The 14,294-nt window shown below is 70.1% G+C and carries 12 protein-coding genes; 3 read left to right on the top strand and 9 right to left on the bottom strand.

Annotated elements, in window-relative coordinates; translation table 11 throughout:
• Positions 1 to 3: 3 nt before the first annotated feature.
• The 9 genes from rimP to ylqF form a co-directional block, all read right to left on the bottom strand.
• Entirely contained in the window at positions 4 to 438 is a 435-nt protein-coding gene (rimP, locus tag TMZ1T_RS08355) for a ribosome maturation factor RimP (protein WP_004327035.1), read from the bottom strand.
• A gap of 269 nt (positions 439 to 707) precedes the next feature.
• Positions 708 to 1,847, bottom strand: coding sequence for a 23S rRNA pseudouridine(2605) synthase RluB (rluB, locus tag TMZ1T_RS08350; RefSeq protein ID WP_012585147.1), 1,140 nt, complete (start codon positions 1,845 to 1,847; stop codon positions 708 to 710).
• Positions 1,795 to 2,397 (bottom strand): SMC-Scp complex subunit ScpB, encoded by a 603-nt coding sequence (scpB, locus tag TMZ1T_RS08345; RefSeq protein ID WP_012585146.1) that lies wholly within the window; start codon positions 2,395 to 2,397, stop codon positions 1,795 to 1,797. The genes rluB and scpB overlap by 53 nt, the downstream gene beginning before the upstream one ends.
• A complete protein-coding gene (locus tag TMZ1T_RS08340) occupies positions 2,375 to 3,205 on the bottom strand; it encodes a segregation and condensation protein A (protein WP_004324027.1) in 831 nt (276 codons plus the stop codon). The genes scpB and TMZ1T_RS08340 overlap by 23 nt, the downstream gene beginning before the upstream one ends.
• Positions 3,206 to 3,242: 37 nt before the next feature.
• Positions 3,243 to 4,445: a tryptophan--tRNA ligase gene (locus tag TMZ1T_RS08335; protein ID WP_004324029.1), complete on the bottom strand. Its 1,203-nt coding sequence runs from the start codon at positions 4,443 to 4,445 to the stop codon at positions 3,243 to 3,245.
• A 6-nt stretch (positions 4,446 to 4,451) separates the two neighbouring features.
• A complete protein-coding gene (locus tag TMZ1T_RS08330) occupies positions 4,452 to 5,111 on the bottom strand; it encodes a site-2 protease family protein (protein WP_004324031.1) in 660 nt (219 codons plus the stop codon).
• A 27-nt stretch (positions 5,112 to 5,138) separates the two neighbouring features.
• Entirely contained in the window at positions 5,139 to 5,762 is a 624-nt protein-coding gene (locus TMZ1T_RS08325) for an L-threonylcarbamoyladenylate synthase (RefSeq protein ID WP_004324032.1), read from the bottom strand.
• Positions 5,763 to 5,789: 27 nt separating this feature from the next.
• On the bottom strand, positions 5,790 to 6,695 hold the full coding sequence (locus TMZ1T_RS08320; protein ID WP_012585145.1) for a 3',5'-nucleoside bisphosphate phosphatase: 906 nt from the start codon (positions 6,693 to 6,695) through the stop codon (positions 5,790 to 5,792).
• Between the two features lie 423 nt (positions 6,696 to 7,118).
• Positions 7,119 to 8,093 carry a ribosome biogenesis GTPase YlqF gene (gene ylqF / locus TMZ1T_RS08315; protein ID WP_012585144.1) on the bottom strand — a complete coding sequence of 325 codons (975 nt, stop codon included), beginning with the start codon at positions 8,091 to 8,093 and terminating at the stop codon, positions 7,119 to 7,121.
• A 282-nt stretch (positions 8,094 to 8,375) separates the two neighbouring features.
• Here ylqF and cspE point away from each other — a divergent pair, with 282 nt between their 5' ends.
• The 3 genes from cspE (at position 8,376) to TMZ1T_RS08300 (ending at position 14,238) form a co-directional block, all read left to right on the top strand.
• Positions 8,376 to 8,585, top strand: a complete 210-nt coding sequence (cspE, locus tag TMZ1T_RS08310) for a transcription antiterminator/RNA stability regulator CspE (protein WP_002926583.1) — start codon at positions 8,376 to 8,378, stop codon at positions 8,583 to 8,585.
• Between the two features lie 243 nt (positions 8,586 to 8,828).
• Entirely contained in the window at positions 8,829 to 10,862 is a 2,034-nt protein-coding gene (locus TMZ1T_RS08305; protein WP_012585143.1) for a DEAD/DEAH box helicase, read from the top strand.
• A 223-nt stretch (positions 10,863 to 11,085) separates the two neighbouring features.
• Positions 11,086 to 14,238, top strand: coding sequence for an EAL domain-containing protein (locus tag TMZ1T_RS08300; protein WP_012585142.1), 3,153 nt, complete (start codon positions 11,086 to 11,088; stop codon positions 14,236 to 14,238).
• Positions 14,239 to 14,294 lie beyond the last annotated feature (56 nt).

The raw sequence follows: 14,294 nt of genomic DNA, 5'->3' as shown, positions 1-14,294 counted from the left end.
GTCTCAAAATTGGGGCACCAGGCGCGCTTTCTCGATGTCGTCGAAGGGCAGCAGCACCTCGCCCTTCTCGGTGCGCAGCGCCACCGCGCCGTCCTGCACCCGCTCGATCACGCCCACGAAATTGCGTTGATTGCCGATCGGCAGCGACAGGCGGACCTGCGCCTGCTCGCCGGCGAAACGTTCGAAATCGGCCAGCTTCTTCAACGGGCGGTCGAGGCCGGGTGAGGACACCTCGAGCCGGTCGTAATCGACGTTCTCGACCTCGAACACGCGCTGCAGCTGGTTGCTGACGGTGGCGCAATCGTCGACCGTGATGCCGCGCTCGATGTCGAGGAAGACGCGCAGCAAGCGGCCCTTGGGCGAGAACTCGATATCGACGAGTTCGTATCCCAGTCCGGTCACCACCTGCTCGATCAATCCCTCGACGTCCGCGCGCATCTGCCTGCCCCACCGCTTCGGCGCCACGTCGGGCGCCACAAATAAAAAATGGGCGAAACGCCCATCAAACAATTGTTCCTGCACGAAAAACCGCTGGCCACAACCGCATGACGGAGCGGACGCCTGCCGTGGCTCGTGGCCACAAAGGAAATCCATCCATCAAAGCCGGACGAGTATACAGCCAAACCGCGGGGACGAGCAAACGCACGCGCGAAGATCGCGCGTGCGCCGCTCCCCCGGCGAGGACTGCGGAGTCCCTGCGGGACGCCTCAACGCGCCTGGGTGCGGTGCAGCTTCACCGGCCGCTTGTCGCGCAGATCCTGCTGACGGCTCTGCTGCGGCGGCGGCAGGCCGGCGAGCGCGCAGGCCTCGGCCTCGGGCATCTCCATCCACATGCCGCGCTTGAGGCGCGCGGGCAGCTCGACGCTGCCGTAGCGCACCCGCATCAGCCGGCTCACGGTCAGGCCCACGGCTTCGAACATGCGCCGCACTTCGCGGTTGCGGCCCTCCGAGATCGTCACCCGGTACCAGTGGTTGGCACCCTCGCCGCCCTCGTCGCGCAGCAGGTTGAACTTGGCCGGGCCGTCCTCGAGCTGGATGCCGTCGGTAAGCGACTTCACCTGCTCTTCGGTGAGCTCGCCGAGGATGCGCACCGCGTACTCGCGCTCGAGTTCGTAGCGCGGGTGCATCAGCTTGTTGGCGAGGTCGCCGTCGTTGGTGAACAACAGCAGCCCCGAGGTGTTGAAGTCCAGGCGCCCGACCGCCAGCCAGCGCCCCTTGCGCAGGATGGGCAGGCGCTCGAATACGGTGGGACGGCCCTCGGGGTCGTCGCGCGAGACGATCTCGCCTTCGGGCTTGTGGTAGATCAGCACGCGCGGCGAGCGCTGGGTGAAGCGCAGCGGCACGAGCTTGCCATTGACCTTGACGCGGTCGCCCGGGCCGATCTTCTGGCCGAGCGAGGCCGGCAGGCCATTGACCGAGATGCGCCCGGCCACCACCCATTCCTCGATCTCGCGCCGCGAGGCGACGCCCGCCTGGGCGAGCACCTTCTGCAGGCGCTCGGGCTCGCTGAGCGTGGTGGGCGCGTTGCGCCCGCCGCCCGGCCCACGGCCACGCACGGGGCGCTCGCCGCCCTCGGGCTGGCCGAGCGCGGAACGGTGAGCGTCGGGATGGCGGACGGGATCGCCCTCGATGCGCGGCCGGCGCGGCGCAGGCGCGCCACCGGCGCGCGGCGGACGCGGCGTGCGCGGGCCGCGCGGATCGGCGTTGAGGTGCGCGTCCTTGCGGCCGGGCTGGGCGTCGTCGTCGCGCGCGCCACGGGATTCGCGCGGGTCGCGGTCGAGGATCTCGATCGCGTCAGACTTCTTCTTCAGGGGCGGGCGCAGCGGCCGGTTCGGTTTGCGAGACATCGACTAGATCCATGATTTTTTCGAGTTCGGTGAGCGCCGGCAGCTCGGTCAGGCTGCGCAGCCCCATCTCGTCGAGGAAGCGCCGGGTGGTGGCGAAGAGCGCCGGCCGCCCGGGCGTGTCGCGGTGGCCGACGATGTCGACCCAGCCGCGCGATTCGAGGGTTTTCAAGACGCTGGGCGAGACCGCCACGCCGCGGATGTCCTCGATGTCACCGCGCGTGACGGGCTGGCGATAGGCGATGATCGCCAGCGTTTCCATGACCGCGCGCGAGTAGCGCGGCGGTTTTTCTTCCTTCAGGCGGTCGAGGTAGACCTGATACTCGGGCCGTGTCTGGAAGCGCCAGCCGCTCGCCAACTGCACCAGCTCGACCCCGCGCCCGGCCTCGAACCACTGCGCGCGCAGCTCGTCGAGCAGGCGGCGCACCAGGTCCGGCCCCGGATCCTCGTCGAAGAGCTTGCGCAGCTCCGACACCGGCAGTGCCCCCGGCGCGGAGAGCAGCGCCGCCTCGACGATGCGCAACCAGGTCTCAGGCGTCGTTGCGGGTGCCATCTGCCAGCTTCACGTAGATCGGCGCAAAGGCCTCGTTCTGGGTCACTTCGACCAGCTTTTCCTTCACCAGCTCGAGCACGGCGAGAAAGCTCACCACCAGGCCGGGCGGGCCGAGCTCGACGTCGAACAAGGCGTCGAACACCACGAAGGCGCCGTCACCGAGCTTGCGCAGGATCGCCGTCATGTGCTCGCGCACCGAGAGCTGCTCGCGGCCGACACGGTGGCTCTGGTTGAGCCGCGCCTTCTTCATGATACGCAGCCAGGCCAGCTGAAGGTCGTGCAGGCTGACCTCGGGCAGGCGCTCGACCACCTTCTCGGCAACGAACACCCCCACCCACTCGAAGTCGCGCTCCACCCGCGGCAGCGCCTCGAGCCGTGCCGCGGCGAGCTTCATCTGTTCGTACTCGAGCAGCCGGCGCACCAGCTCGGCGCGCGGATCCTCTTCTTCCGCACTCGCGCGCGGCGGCCGCGGCAGCAGCATGCGCGACTTGATCTCGAGCAGCACCGCGGCCATCAGCAGGTATTCGGCGGCGAGCTCGAGGTGGGTGGCCCGCATCGCCTCGACGTACTCGAGGTACTGCGCGGTGAGCGGCGCCATCGGCACATCGAGGATGTCGAGGTTGGCCTTGCGGATCAGGTAGAGCAGCAGGTCCAGCGGCCCCTCGAAGGCTTCCAGGAAGACCTGCAGCGCATCGGGCGGAATATACAGGTCTTTCGGCAATTCGAGCAGGGGCTCGCCGTAGATGCGCGCGAGCACATCGAGCGGCGGGCCGGTGTCGATCGGCACCAGGTCGAGCGGCAGGTTCATGGTGCGGCTGCGATCGGGAAGGCGGCGTGCGGCGGGCTCAACCGTAGTCCAGGCCCATCGCCTCGCGCACGTCGCGCATGGTCTCCTGCGCAAGCCGGCGCGCGCGCTCGCAGCCGTCGGCGATGATGCTGCGCAGCAGCGAAGGATCGTCCAGATAAGGCTGGGCGCGCTCGTGCAGCACCTCCTGCTCCTTCAGGATCGCCTCCAGCACCGGCTGCTTGCACTCCAGGCAGCCGATGCCCGCGCTGCGGCAACCCCGCTGCACCCAGGCCAGGGTGTCTTCGCCGGAATAGATCGCGTGCAGCTGCCACACCGGGCAGCGCTCGGGCTCGCCCGGGTCGGTGCGGCGCATGCGCGCGGGATCGGTCTGCATGGTGCGCACCTTGCGCGTGACACTCTCGGCGTCCTCGCGCAGGTTGACGGTGTTGCCGTAGGACTTGGACATCTTCTGCCCGTCCAGGCCGGGCATGCGCGCCGCCGGGGTAAGCAGCGCCTCGGGCTCGACCAGGATCATCTTGCCGCTGCCTTCCAGGTAGCCGTAGAGGCGCTCGCGGTCGCCAAGCGAGAGATTCTGGGTTTCGTCGAGCAGGGCCTTGGCCTGCTCGAGCGCCTCGTCATCGCCCTCCTGCTGGAAGCGCGTGCGCAGATCGTGGTACATGCGCGCACGCTTGGCACCGAGCTTGCGCACCGCGTCCTTGGCCTTGTCTTCGAAGCCCGGCTCGCGGCCGTAGAGGTGATTGAAGCGGCGTGCGATCTCGCGGGTGATCTCGATGTGCGGCACCTGGTCCTCGCCCACCGGCACCTTGTCCGCGCGGTAGATCAGGATGTCGGCCGACTGCAGCAGCGGATAGCCGAGGAAGCCGTAGGTCGACAGGTCGCGACCCTCGATCCTCTCCTGCTGCTCCTTCCAGGTCGGCACGCGCTCCAGCCAGCCGAGCGGGGTCATCATCGACAGCAGCAGGTGCAGCTCGGCGTGCTCGGGCACCTGCGACTGGATGAAGAGCGTGGACTGCGCGGGATCGACCCCGGCGGCGAGCCAGTCGACCAGCATGTCCCAGACGCTGTTCTCGATCACCTCGGGGGTGTCGTAGTGCGTGGTGAGCGCATGCCAGTCGGCGACGAAGAACAGGCAGGGGAACTCCTCCTGCAGCTTCACCCAGTTCTTGAGCACGCCGTGGTAGTGGCCGAGATGGAGCCGCCCACTGGGGCGCATGCCGGAGAGGACACGTTCAGCGTACATGGAGAATCAGAATCCGAAGACGAGGGACAGCAGGTAGCGGAACCCGGTGAGCAGCGGCCACAGCAGGGTGCCGAGCACGCCGGTGAACAGCAGCACGAGCAGGATCGGGAAGCCGTAGGGCTCGAGCCGGGCGTACTGCCAGGCCAGCCGGTCGGGCAGCAGGCTGACCGCGATGCGGCCGCCGTCGAGCGGCGGGATCGGCAGCAGGTTGAGCGCCATCAGCACGGCGTTGATCCGGATGCCGGCGTCGGCCATCTCGAGCACCGGCAGCGTGTAGGCGCCCGGCTCGCTGGTGGCGCCGATGCGGAACAGCAGCGCCCACCCGAGCGCCATGACGAAGTTGACGAAAGGCCCTGCAGCCGCCACCCACAACATGTCGGACTTGGGATTGCGCAGGCGCGAGAAGTTGACCGGCACCGGCTTGGCCCAGCCGAAGAGGATCCCCCCGCCACCGGCGAGCGAGCTGAGGGCGAGGATGCCCGCCGGCACCAGGATGGTGCCCACCGGGTCGATGTGGCGCAGCGGGTTGAGCGTGATGCGCCCGGCGAGGTGGGCGGTGGGGTCGCCGAAGTGGCGTGCCACGTAACCGTGCGCGGCCTCGTGCAGCGTGATCGCGAGCACGACCGGGAGGGCCCAGATGGCCAGGGTGGAGATCAGCGAATCCATCGCGGGCTCGGTGGCAAACCCCGGATTCTACAGACCGAAGGGCTCGAGCGGGCCGCGCCCGGCGCGTACCAGCTCGGGCGCACCCGAGGTGAGGTCGATCACGGTGGTGGCCTCGGGACCGCAGTAGCCGGCCTCGATGACCAGCTCGACCAGCTTGCCGAGACGGTCGCGGATCTCCTCCGGGTCGGAGAGCGGCAGGTCCTCGCCGGGCAGGATCAGGGTCGAGGTCAGCAGCGGGCCGTCGATCTCGGCGAGCAGGGCCGACACCACCGCGTGCTCGGGCACGCGCAGGCCGATGGTCTTGCGCTTCGGGTGCAGCACGCGGCGCGGCAGCTCCTTGGTGCCTTCGAGGATGAAGGTGTAGGGGCCGGGAGTGACCGCCTTCAGCAACCGGTACTGGCTGTTGTCCACCCGGGCGTAGGTGCCGATCTCGGAGAGGTCGCGGCACATCAGCGTGAAGTGGTGGCGCTCATCCACCCCGCGGATGCGGCGGATGCGGTCGAGCAGCGCGGCGTCGCCGACCTGGCAGGCGAGCGCGTAGGCGGAGTCGGTGGGCAGCGCGACGAGGCCGCCGCCACGCAGGATCTCGGCGGCCTGACGGATCAGCCGCGCCTGCGGCTGTTCGGGATGAAGGGAGAAATACTGGGCCATGATCGGATGCTCGATGGGGCGCGCGCCCTAGCGCGCGGAGGATGCGGCCGCCGCGAGCGCCGCGGTGGTGGCCTGCAGACGGCTCCACACCGGCTCGAGGTCGGCAGGCAGCGGATTGCAGCGGCCGACGTCGACCATGCTCTCCTGCACACCATGGAAATCGGACGCGCGCGAGGCCAGCAGCCCGCGCTGGCGCGCGAGGCTCGCGAAGCGACGCATCTCGTCCTCGGTGTGCGCGCCGGCCACCACCTCGACGGCCTCACCGCCGGCGGCGACGAAGCGGTCGAAGAGCTCGCCCATGGCGACGGAGGACAGCCGGTAGCGCGCCGGATGCGCGACCACCGCGATGCCGCCGGCGGCGCGGATCCAGCCCACCGCCTGCTCGAGCGTCGCCCAGCGGTGCTCGACGAAGCCGGGCTTGCCGCGCACGAGATAGTGGTCGAAGACCGTCTTCACGTCGGGCATCACGCCGCTCGCGACCAGATGGCGGGCGAAGTGCGCGCGGCTCACGAGCGCGGGGTTGCGCGCGAAGCGGCAGGCACCCGCGAAGGCATCGGGGATGCCGACGCGCGCGAGCTCGTCGCCAATGCGCCGCGCGCGCCCGTCGCGTCCGGCACGCAGGGCGGCGAGACCGGCACACAGTTCGGCGCTCCCGGGATCGACGCCCAGGCCCACGATATGGACGGTCTCGCCGGCGAAGGAGACCGAGATCTCGACGCCCGGCACGAAGGCCAAGCCATGGGCGCGGGCGACAAGCTGCGCGGACGCGATGCCGCCAAGTTCGTCGTGATCGGTCAGCGCGAGCAGCTCGACGCCGTTGGCGATCGCGCGCAACACCAGCGCTTCGGGCTCGAGCCAGCCGTCCGAGACGGAGGAATGGCAGTGCAGGTCGACGTTGAGGGCGTGCAGCCGCGAGGCTGACGGAACGCTCATGGGACTCCGGAGGAGGAACGGCAGGATCGGGATGATATCAAAGGCGCCGGGACTGCGCCGGCATGGGCCATGCGGCGACCTGCGGACGGGCAGGCGCGAGCAGCCGTCGATCGTGCGGCCGTGTGGCCTGCGACGCCTGCCGCACCCGCGTCCGCCCGCCGTATCATTGCACCCGAACCCCCGGCCCCGATCGATGAGCTTCGTCCCCCCCGCCCCACCTGTCGCCGAACTGCGCCGCTGCCCCAGCTGCAATCGCTGGGGCGGATGGCGGCGCGTGGGCGAGGACGGCAGCACCGTCGAACTGCATCCCACCGAGCAGCGCGGCCCCTGCCGGGAAGGCCCCTGGCACGGCTCGCTGCGCGGGCCGCGCAACGCCTGCGGGCAGTGGTTGCGGTGGATCGAGATCGTGCCGGCGACGGCGGATCAGTCGCCCTCGCCCCCGGAAGCATCGGCCTCGCCCCCCGCTTCCGCCGCGCCGGCGGCCTCCTCTCCGGTCTCCCCCGCAGCGGCAGCCTGAGCCGCGGCCGCCTGCGCGGCGGCGATCATGTGCGCGCGCGTCTCCGGCGTCTCCAGGCTGATGCGCCCGAGCGCGCCGTCGCGATAGTCCTGCAGCAGGATCTGCGCCGCCTTCTCCAGGTCCAGCCCACCGCCCTTGACCAGACAGCCGCGCCGCCGGCCTACCGCCTCGACCAGCGCCGGGCCGTCGAGCGCGGCCATCGCGGCGGCGTCGAGCCGGTAGCGCACCGCCAGGCGATCGGGGTAGCGCGCGATGAGGATCTCGCCGAGGAAGGCCGCCACCTCCTCGTCGATCACCGCGTTGCGGCCGATGGCGTGGCTCGCCGCCAGCATGTAGCCGTCGGCATCGTGGTCGATCTTGGGCCACATCATGCCGGGCGTGTCGGTGAGCGTCATGCCGGGACCGAGATCCAGCGTCTGCTGGTGCTTGGTGACTGCAGGCTCGTCGCCCACCTTGGCCACCTTGCGCTTGAGCAGCGCGTTCATCAGCGTCGATTTGCCGACGTTGGGAATGCCCATGATCATCATGCGCAGCGGCTTGACGCCATCGTCGCGGTGCGGCGCGAGCTGGCGGCACAGCGCCGGCACGCGCGCCACCTCGGCCGGGCTCTTGGCCGAGATCGCCACCGCCTTCACGCCGGGCAGGCGATTGTAGGACTCCATCCAGGCACGTGTGACCTCGGGGTCGGCGAGGTCGGACTTGTTGAGCAGCTTGAGGCAGGGGCGGTTACGAAAGCGGCGCAGCTCGGCGATCATCGGGTTGCTGCTGGCCTCGGGCAGGCGCGCGTCGACGACCTCGATGACCACGTCGGTCATGGCCATCGCCTCGGCCGCCTTCTTGCGCGCGGAGGCCATGTGTCCGGGGAACCACTGGATGGGCATGGAGAGACCTGGATTGACTGTCGGGGGGCGGATTATCCCACTGCCGGACGCCGGCACGCGCCCCACACGCACGCCGCATGCGATCGAACTGAAAAATAAGTTCACGCATCCGCGCAAAAGCGTGTATCTTGCCGCTCGCAGTCGATTCAAGCAGTGGTTGTTGGTGTGGTTGCCAGCGTGTTCCAAGAGAACGCGTGTCGGTTTGATGCCTCCCTGATTACGTTTCTTGATCGTTCCTGCACTTCGGGGCGCAAGCCCGCAATTCTTTATATGGAACGCAAAATGAGCACTCAAACCGGTACCGTCAAGTGGTTCAACGACGCCAAGGGCTTCGGCTTCATCACCCCGGAAGGCGGCGGCGACGACCTCTTCGCCCACTTCTCGGAAATCCAGAGCAAGGGTTTCAAGAGCCTGGCCGAAAACCAGCGCGTCGAATTCGAAGTCAAGACCGGCCCCAAGGGCCTGCAGGCGGCCAACATCCGCCCGCTGTAATCGACCCGACGTCCTCGACGTCGATCGATTGATTCAAAACGCGGCCCTGCGCCGCGTTTTTGCATTTGCGGCGGCCTCGGGCCGCCCTTCCGCACCAACGGAGCGCGCCGGACGCGCAAGCCCGCGGCCACCCGCCGCAACGCCGCGGCCACGAGCCGCCCCATCACCCCCGCCGCGCCGCAATCGCCCGCCTCCGCGATGTTGCAGCGCCGCTGCCCATCGCCGCCCCGCGGCCGAGACGCCATGACCGAAGCTCCCCGCCCCGAATCCGCCCCCGCCGAAGCCGAACTGCGCTTCGCCGATCTCCAGCTGCCCGCGCCCCTGCTGTCGGCGCTCGCCGAAGTGGGTTACGAGACCCCCTCGCCGATCCAGGCCGCCTGCATCCCGCAACTGCTCGCCGGCCACGACATCCTCGGCGAGGCGCAGACCGGGACCGGCAAGACCGCCGCCTTCGCGCTGCCGATGCTGGCCAAGCTCGACCTCGCCGACACGCGCCCGCAGGTCCTGGTGCTCACCCCCACGCGCGAGCTAGCGATCCAGGTCGCCGAGGCCTTCGCCAAGTACGCCCACCACCTGAAGAACTTCCACGTGCTGCCGATCTACGGCGGCCAGAGCATGGTCGTTCAGCTGCGCCAGCTCTCGCGCGGCGCCCAGGTGGTCGTCGGCACCCCGGGCCGGGTCATGGACCACCTCGAGCGCGAGAGCCTCAAGCTCGACGCCCTCAAGGCCATCGTGCTCGACGAGGCCGACGAGATGCTGCGCATGGGCTTCATCGACGATGTCGAGTGGATCCTCGAGCACACCCCGGCCGAGCGCCAGACCGCGCTGTTCTCGGCCACCATGCCCAACGTGATCCGCGAAGTCGCCCGCCGCCACCTGCGCAACCCGCAGGAGATCAAGATCCGCGCCGCCACCTCCACCGTGGCCAAGATCAGCCAGCGCTACTGGCTGGTGCGCGGGGTGGACAAGCTCGACGCACTCACCCGCATCCTCGACGCCGAGGAAAGCTTCGACGCCGCCCTCGTCTTCGTGCGCACCAAGATCGCCACCGAGGAGCTCGCCGACAAGCTGGCCGCGCGCGGCTATGCCGCCGCCGCGCTCAACGGCGACATGAACCAGGGCCTGCGCGAGCGCGTGATCGAGCAATTGAAGAACGGCGCGCTCGACATCGTCATCGCCACCGACGTCGCCGCGCGCGGCATCGACGTGCCGCGCGTCTCGCACGTGATCAACTACGACATCCCCTACGACACCGAGGCCTACGTGCACCGCATCGGCCGCACCGGCCGCGCCGGGCGCGAGGGGGTGGCGATCCTGTTCGTGGCGCCGCGCGAGACGCGCATGCTCAAGATGATCGAGCGCGCCACCCGCCAGCCGATCACGCCGATCGCGCTGCCGAGCGGTGAGGAGGTCACCAACCTGCGCGTGGCCCAGTTCAAGCGCCAGGTCGCCGAGACCATCGCCGGCGCGGAGCTCGGCTTCTTCATGGGCGTGGTCAACGACCTGATCGACGAGAACGAGCTCGAGATCCACGAGGTCGCCGCCGCACTGGCCCTGCTCGCCCAGCGCGAGCGCCCGCTCCAGGTCGAGCAGTCCGGCCGCGGCTGGGACATCGCCACCACGACGCCCAGTGAAGGCCGCGCGCCGCGCGCCGAGCACTTCACCACCGGCGCCGCGCGCGAGCGCACGCCGCGCCCCAACCGCGACGAGATCCTCGCCCGCCGGCGTTCCTTCTCCGAAGGCGCGCTGGTGCGCTACCGCATCGAGGTCGGCCGCGCCCATGGCGCGAGCCCCAAGGAGATCGTCGGCGCGATCGCCAACGAAGGCGGCATCGAGGGCAGGTTCATCGGCCAGATCCACCTCTTCGACGAGTTCTCCACCGTCGAGCTGCCCGCCAACCTGCCCGAGGACCTGCTCGCCACGCTCAAGCGCACCCGCGTGCGCCAGATGCCGCTGTCGATCCGCGAGCTGAGCGCCGCCGAGGCGGCCACGGTCCCCGAACGCCGGCGCCCGGCGCGGCCGGAACGCGGCACGGACGGCTCGCACGCGCAGGACGGCGAGCGCCGCCCGCGCGACTTCGGTGGCGCGCGCCCGAACCAGCCTGGCGCGGGTTACGTCGGCAAGCCGGGTGGCGGGGGCTTTCGCGGCCACGACGAGCGTCGACCGCACGACGAACGCCGCCCGCCGGCCACCGACCGCAAGGCTGGCGGCCACTCCGCGCCGGTGAAGCGCCAGGGCGAGCGTGCCGGCAAGCCCTTCCGCCGCCGCGAGGACTGAAGGCCGGAGCGCGGGCTGCTGCGCGAACTGCGTCACGGCACCGCCGAATCGCCTGCCGCAGGCATCCCGAAAGACCTAGAATGGGCAGTTGTCCCATAGCTCTCCCGTCGATGTGTCGTGACGCTCTCCGCCAGCCCGAAGACTCGCCCGCGCGCCGCTGCCGTGCGCGCACGTCGAGCCTGCTGGCGCATCGCGCGACGGACTCGGTGGCCATCCCGTGCTGATGCGACGACTCCTCCGCACCGTCGTCCTGCTGGTCTGCCTGAGCCTCGGCAGCGCGGCTCTGCACGCCCGGACGGATCTCGATTTCGGCGTCTATTCGGCGCGCCCGAAGGCGCTCGTCGAGGCCTCGTGGCAGCCCTTCGTGGACTACCTGAACCAGCACCTGGACGGCGTCGAGGTACGCCTGCACGCGCTCGACGACGCCGGACTGCAGCGCGCCCTCGCCGCCGGCGAGATCGATCTGCTGCTGACCAACCCGGTGCATTTCATCGAGCTGCGCGCATCCAATCCGCTCTCCGGTGCCATCGCCACCGTGGTCGCCGATGCCGGCGGCCAGGCCCTGAGCGAGTTCGGCGGCGTGATCCTGGTGCGCGCCGCGGACGCCAGCCTGAAGACCCTCGCCGACCTGCGGGGCAGGCGCGTCGGCACCACCCATGCCAACTTCCTCGCCACCTATCCGGCGCAGGCACTCGAGATGAAGGCCGCCGGCATCGACCCCGGCTCGCTGCGCATGTTCACGCTGCGGCAGACCCAGGACAGCGTCGTCGAAGCGGTACTCGACGGCCGCGTCGACGCCGGCTTCGTCCGCACCGGCCTCTTCGAGGCGCTCGTCGCCGAGGGGCGCGACCTCTCCGGCTTGCGTGTGCTGCATCCCCTGCAGCATCCGGGCTTCCCGCTGCGCAGTTCCACACGCCTCTACCCCGAATGGCCCCTCGTCGCCCTTCGTCAGGCCGACCCGGCCCTGATGCGCAAGGTGGCGGCACTCGCGCTCGGCCTCGAAACCGCCGACCCGGCCGCGCGCGCCGCAGGCATCCACGGCTTCACCATCCCCGCCGATTACGCCCGCGTCGAGGAGATGCTGCGCGAACTGCGCCTGCCGCCCTTCGACGCCACTCCACCCTTTACCTGGAACGACGTGTGGGCGCGCTACCACGAGACGATCTTCGTACTCGGCCTCGCGACCCTGGCGATCGTGCTGCTGCTGGTGCGTCTGGCGCAGCGCAACCTGGCGCTGTCGCAGGCCAACGCCGCCGCGCGCCGCCTGGCAGCAGAGATCGAACTCGATCGCCACCACCTGCGCAACGTGATCGAGGCCACCCAGGCCGGCAGCTGGGAATGGAATCTGGAGACCGGCGAGTGGAAGATGGACGCACGCTGGGCGGCGATGCTCGGGCTGGCGGCGGAGGACTGCGACGGCGAAGGGCGCGCGTGCTGGCGCAAGCGCGTGCATCCCGCCGACCTCGCCGAGGCCGAGCGCGAGCTCGATCGCCACATCCGCGGCGAGACCGCCTTCTACGAGCACGACCTGCGCCTGCGCCATTGCGACGGACGCTGGATCTGGGTGTATGACCGCGCGCTCGCCGTGCGCCGCGACGCGGACGGGCGCGCGCTGCTGCTGACCGGCGCGCAGATCGACATCGATCGGCGCAAGGAGAACGAGGAGCGCCTGCGCCTGGCCGCGAGCGTGTTCTCGTCGAGCTACGAGGCGATCCTGATCACCGACGTCGACAACCGCATCGTCGACGTCAACCCGGCCTTCTGCCGCATCACCGGCTACAGCCGCGAGGAGAGCCTCGGCCGCGACCCCGGCATGCTCGCCTCGGGCCGCCAGGGGCGCGAGTTCTACCGTGCGATGTGGCAGGCGATCGAAGAGCACGACCACTGGCAGGGCGAACTGTGGAACCGGCGCAAGGACGGCAGCGAGTTCGCCGAGGTGCTCTCGATCAGCCGCGTGCGCGACGCACGCGGTCGGGTGATCCACCATCTGGCGATGTTCTCCGACATCAGCCGGCTCAAGAAGCATGAGGAGGAGCTCAACCGCATCGCCTACTTCGACCCGCTCACCGGCGCACCCAACCGCCGCCTGCTCGACGACCGCCTGCGCCAGGCGATCGCACACTCTCGGCGCACAGGGAAGCCGCTCGCGGTCTGCGTGATCGACCTCGACGGCTTCAAGCCGGTGAACGATCAGCTCGGCCACGAGGCCGGCGACCAGGTGCTGATCGGCATCGTCGACCGGCTCGGCGCGATCCTGCGCGCCAGCGACACCGTGGCCCGCCTCGGCGGCGACGAGTTCGTGCTGCTGCTCGAGGACATCGAAGGCGAGCGCGTGCTCGAGCGCGTGCTCGAAGCCATCCGCACGCCGATTGCGCTCGCCAGCCAGCAGGTATGCGTGTCCGCGAGCATCGGCGTCACCCTCTTCCCCGAGGACGACGCCGACCCCGACACCCTGCTGCGCCACGCCGACCAGGCGATGTACCGCGCCAAGCAGCGCGGACGCAACTGCATCCAGTTCTTCGACGCCAGCGTCGAGGAACAGCAGCGCGTGCGCAAGGAACGCCTCGAGCGCCTCGACCAGGCCTTGCGCCGGCAGGAGTTCGTGCTGCACTTCCAGCCCCAGGTCGACATGGTCGACGGGCGGCCACTCGGCATGGAGGCCCTGCTGCGCTGGCAGCACCCCGAGCGCGGCCTGCTGGCGCCGGGCGAGTTCCTGCCCGACCTCGAAGGCACCGAGCTGGAGACCCGGCTCGGTCAGTGGGTGGTCGACCACGCGCTCGGCGCCCTCGAGCGCTGCCGCGCGGCCGGGCTGGACATCGGGGTAAGCGTCAACGTCGGTCCCGGTCCGCTGATGCAGGCGGGCTTCGTCGCCAGCGTGCGCAGCGCGCTGGAGCGCCACCCCGACATCCCGCCCGAGCGCCTGGAGCTCGAGATCCTCGAATCCACTGCGCTCGACGACATGGTGCTGGCGATGGACGTGCTCGAGGCCTGCCATCGCCTCGGCGTACGCATCGCGCTCGACGACTTCGGCACCGGCTACGCCTCGCTGCGCCACTTCCGCCAGCTGCCCTTCGACCGCCTCAAGATCGACCGCAGCTTCGTGCTCGACATGCTGGAGGACGGCGAGGCGCGCGCGATCGTCGGCGCCGTGGTGCAGCTCGCGCGCACCTTCGGCCGCGAGGTGATCGCCGAAGGCGTGGAGACGCCCGCCCACGCAGCGGCCCTGCTTGCCCTCGGCTGCAGGCTCGGCCAGGGCTTCGGCATCGCCCGGCCGATGCCGGTCGAGCACATCCCCGGCTGGGTTTCATGGCAGACTCTCGCACCCTGCGCCGACGATACGGCATGCGCGAGCTCCGGCCGCTGCCCGCCAATCTGATCTGGCCCTACAATCCGACCTCCGCCACGACCGCGCTCGCAGCCGCGGCATACGCC

The organism is Thauera aminoaromatica, from assembly GCF_000021765.1.
GTDB classification, from domain to species: domain Bacteria; phylum Pseudomonadota; class Gammaproteobacteria; order Burkholderiales; family Rhodocyclaceae; genus Thauera; species Thauera aminoaromatica.
This window is presented reverse-complemented; position numbering and strand designations above follow the sequence as displayed.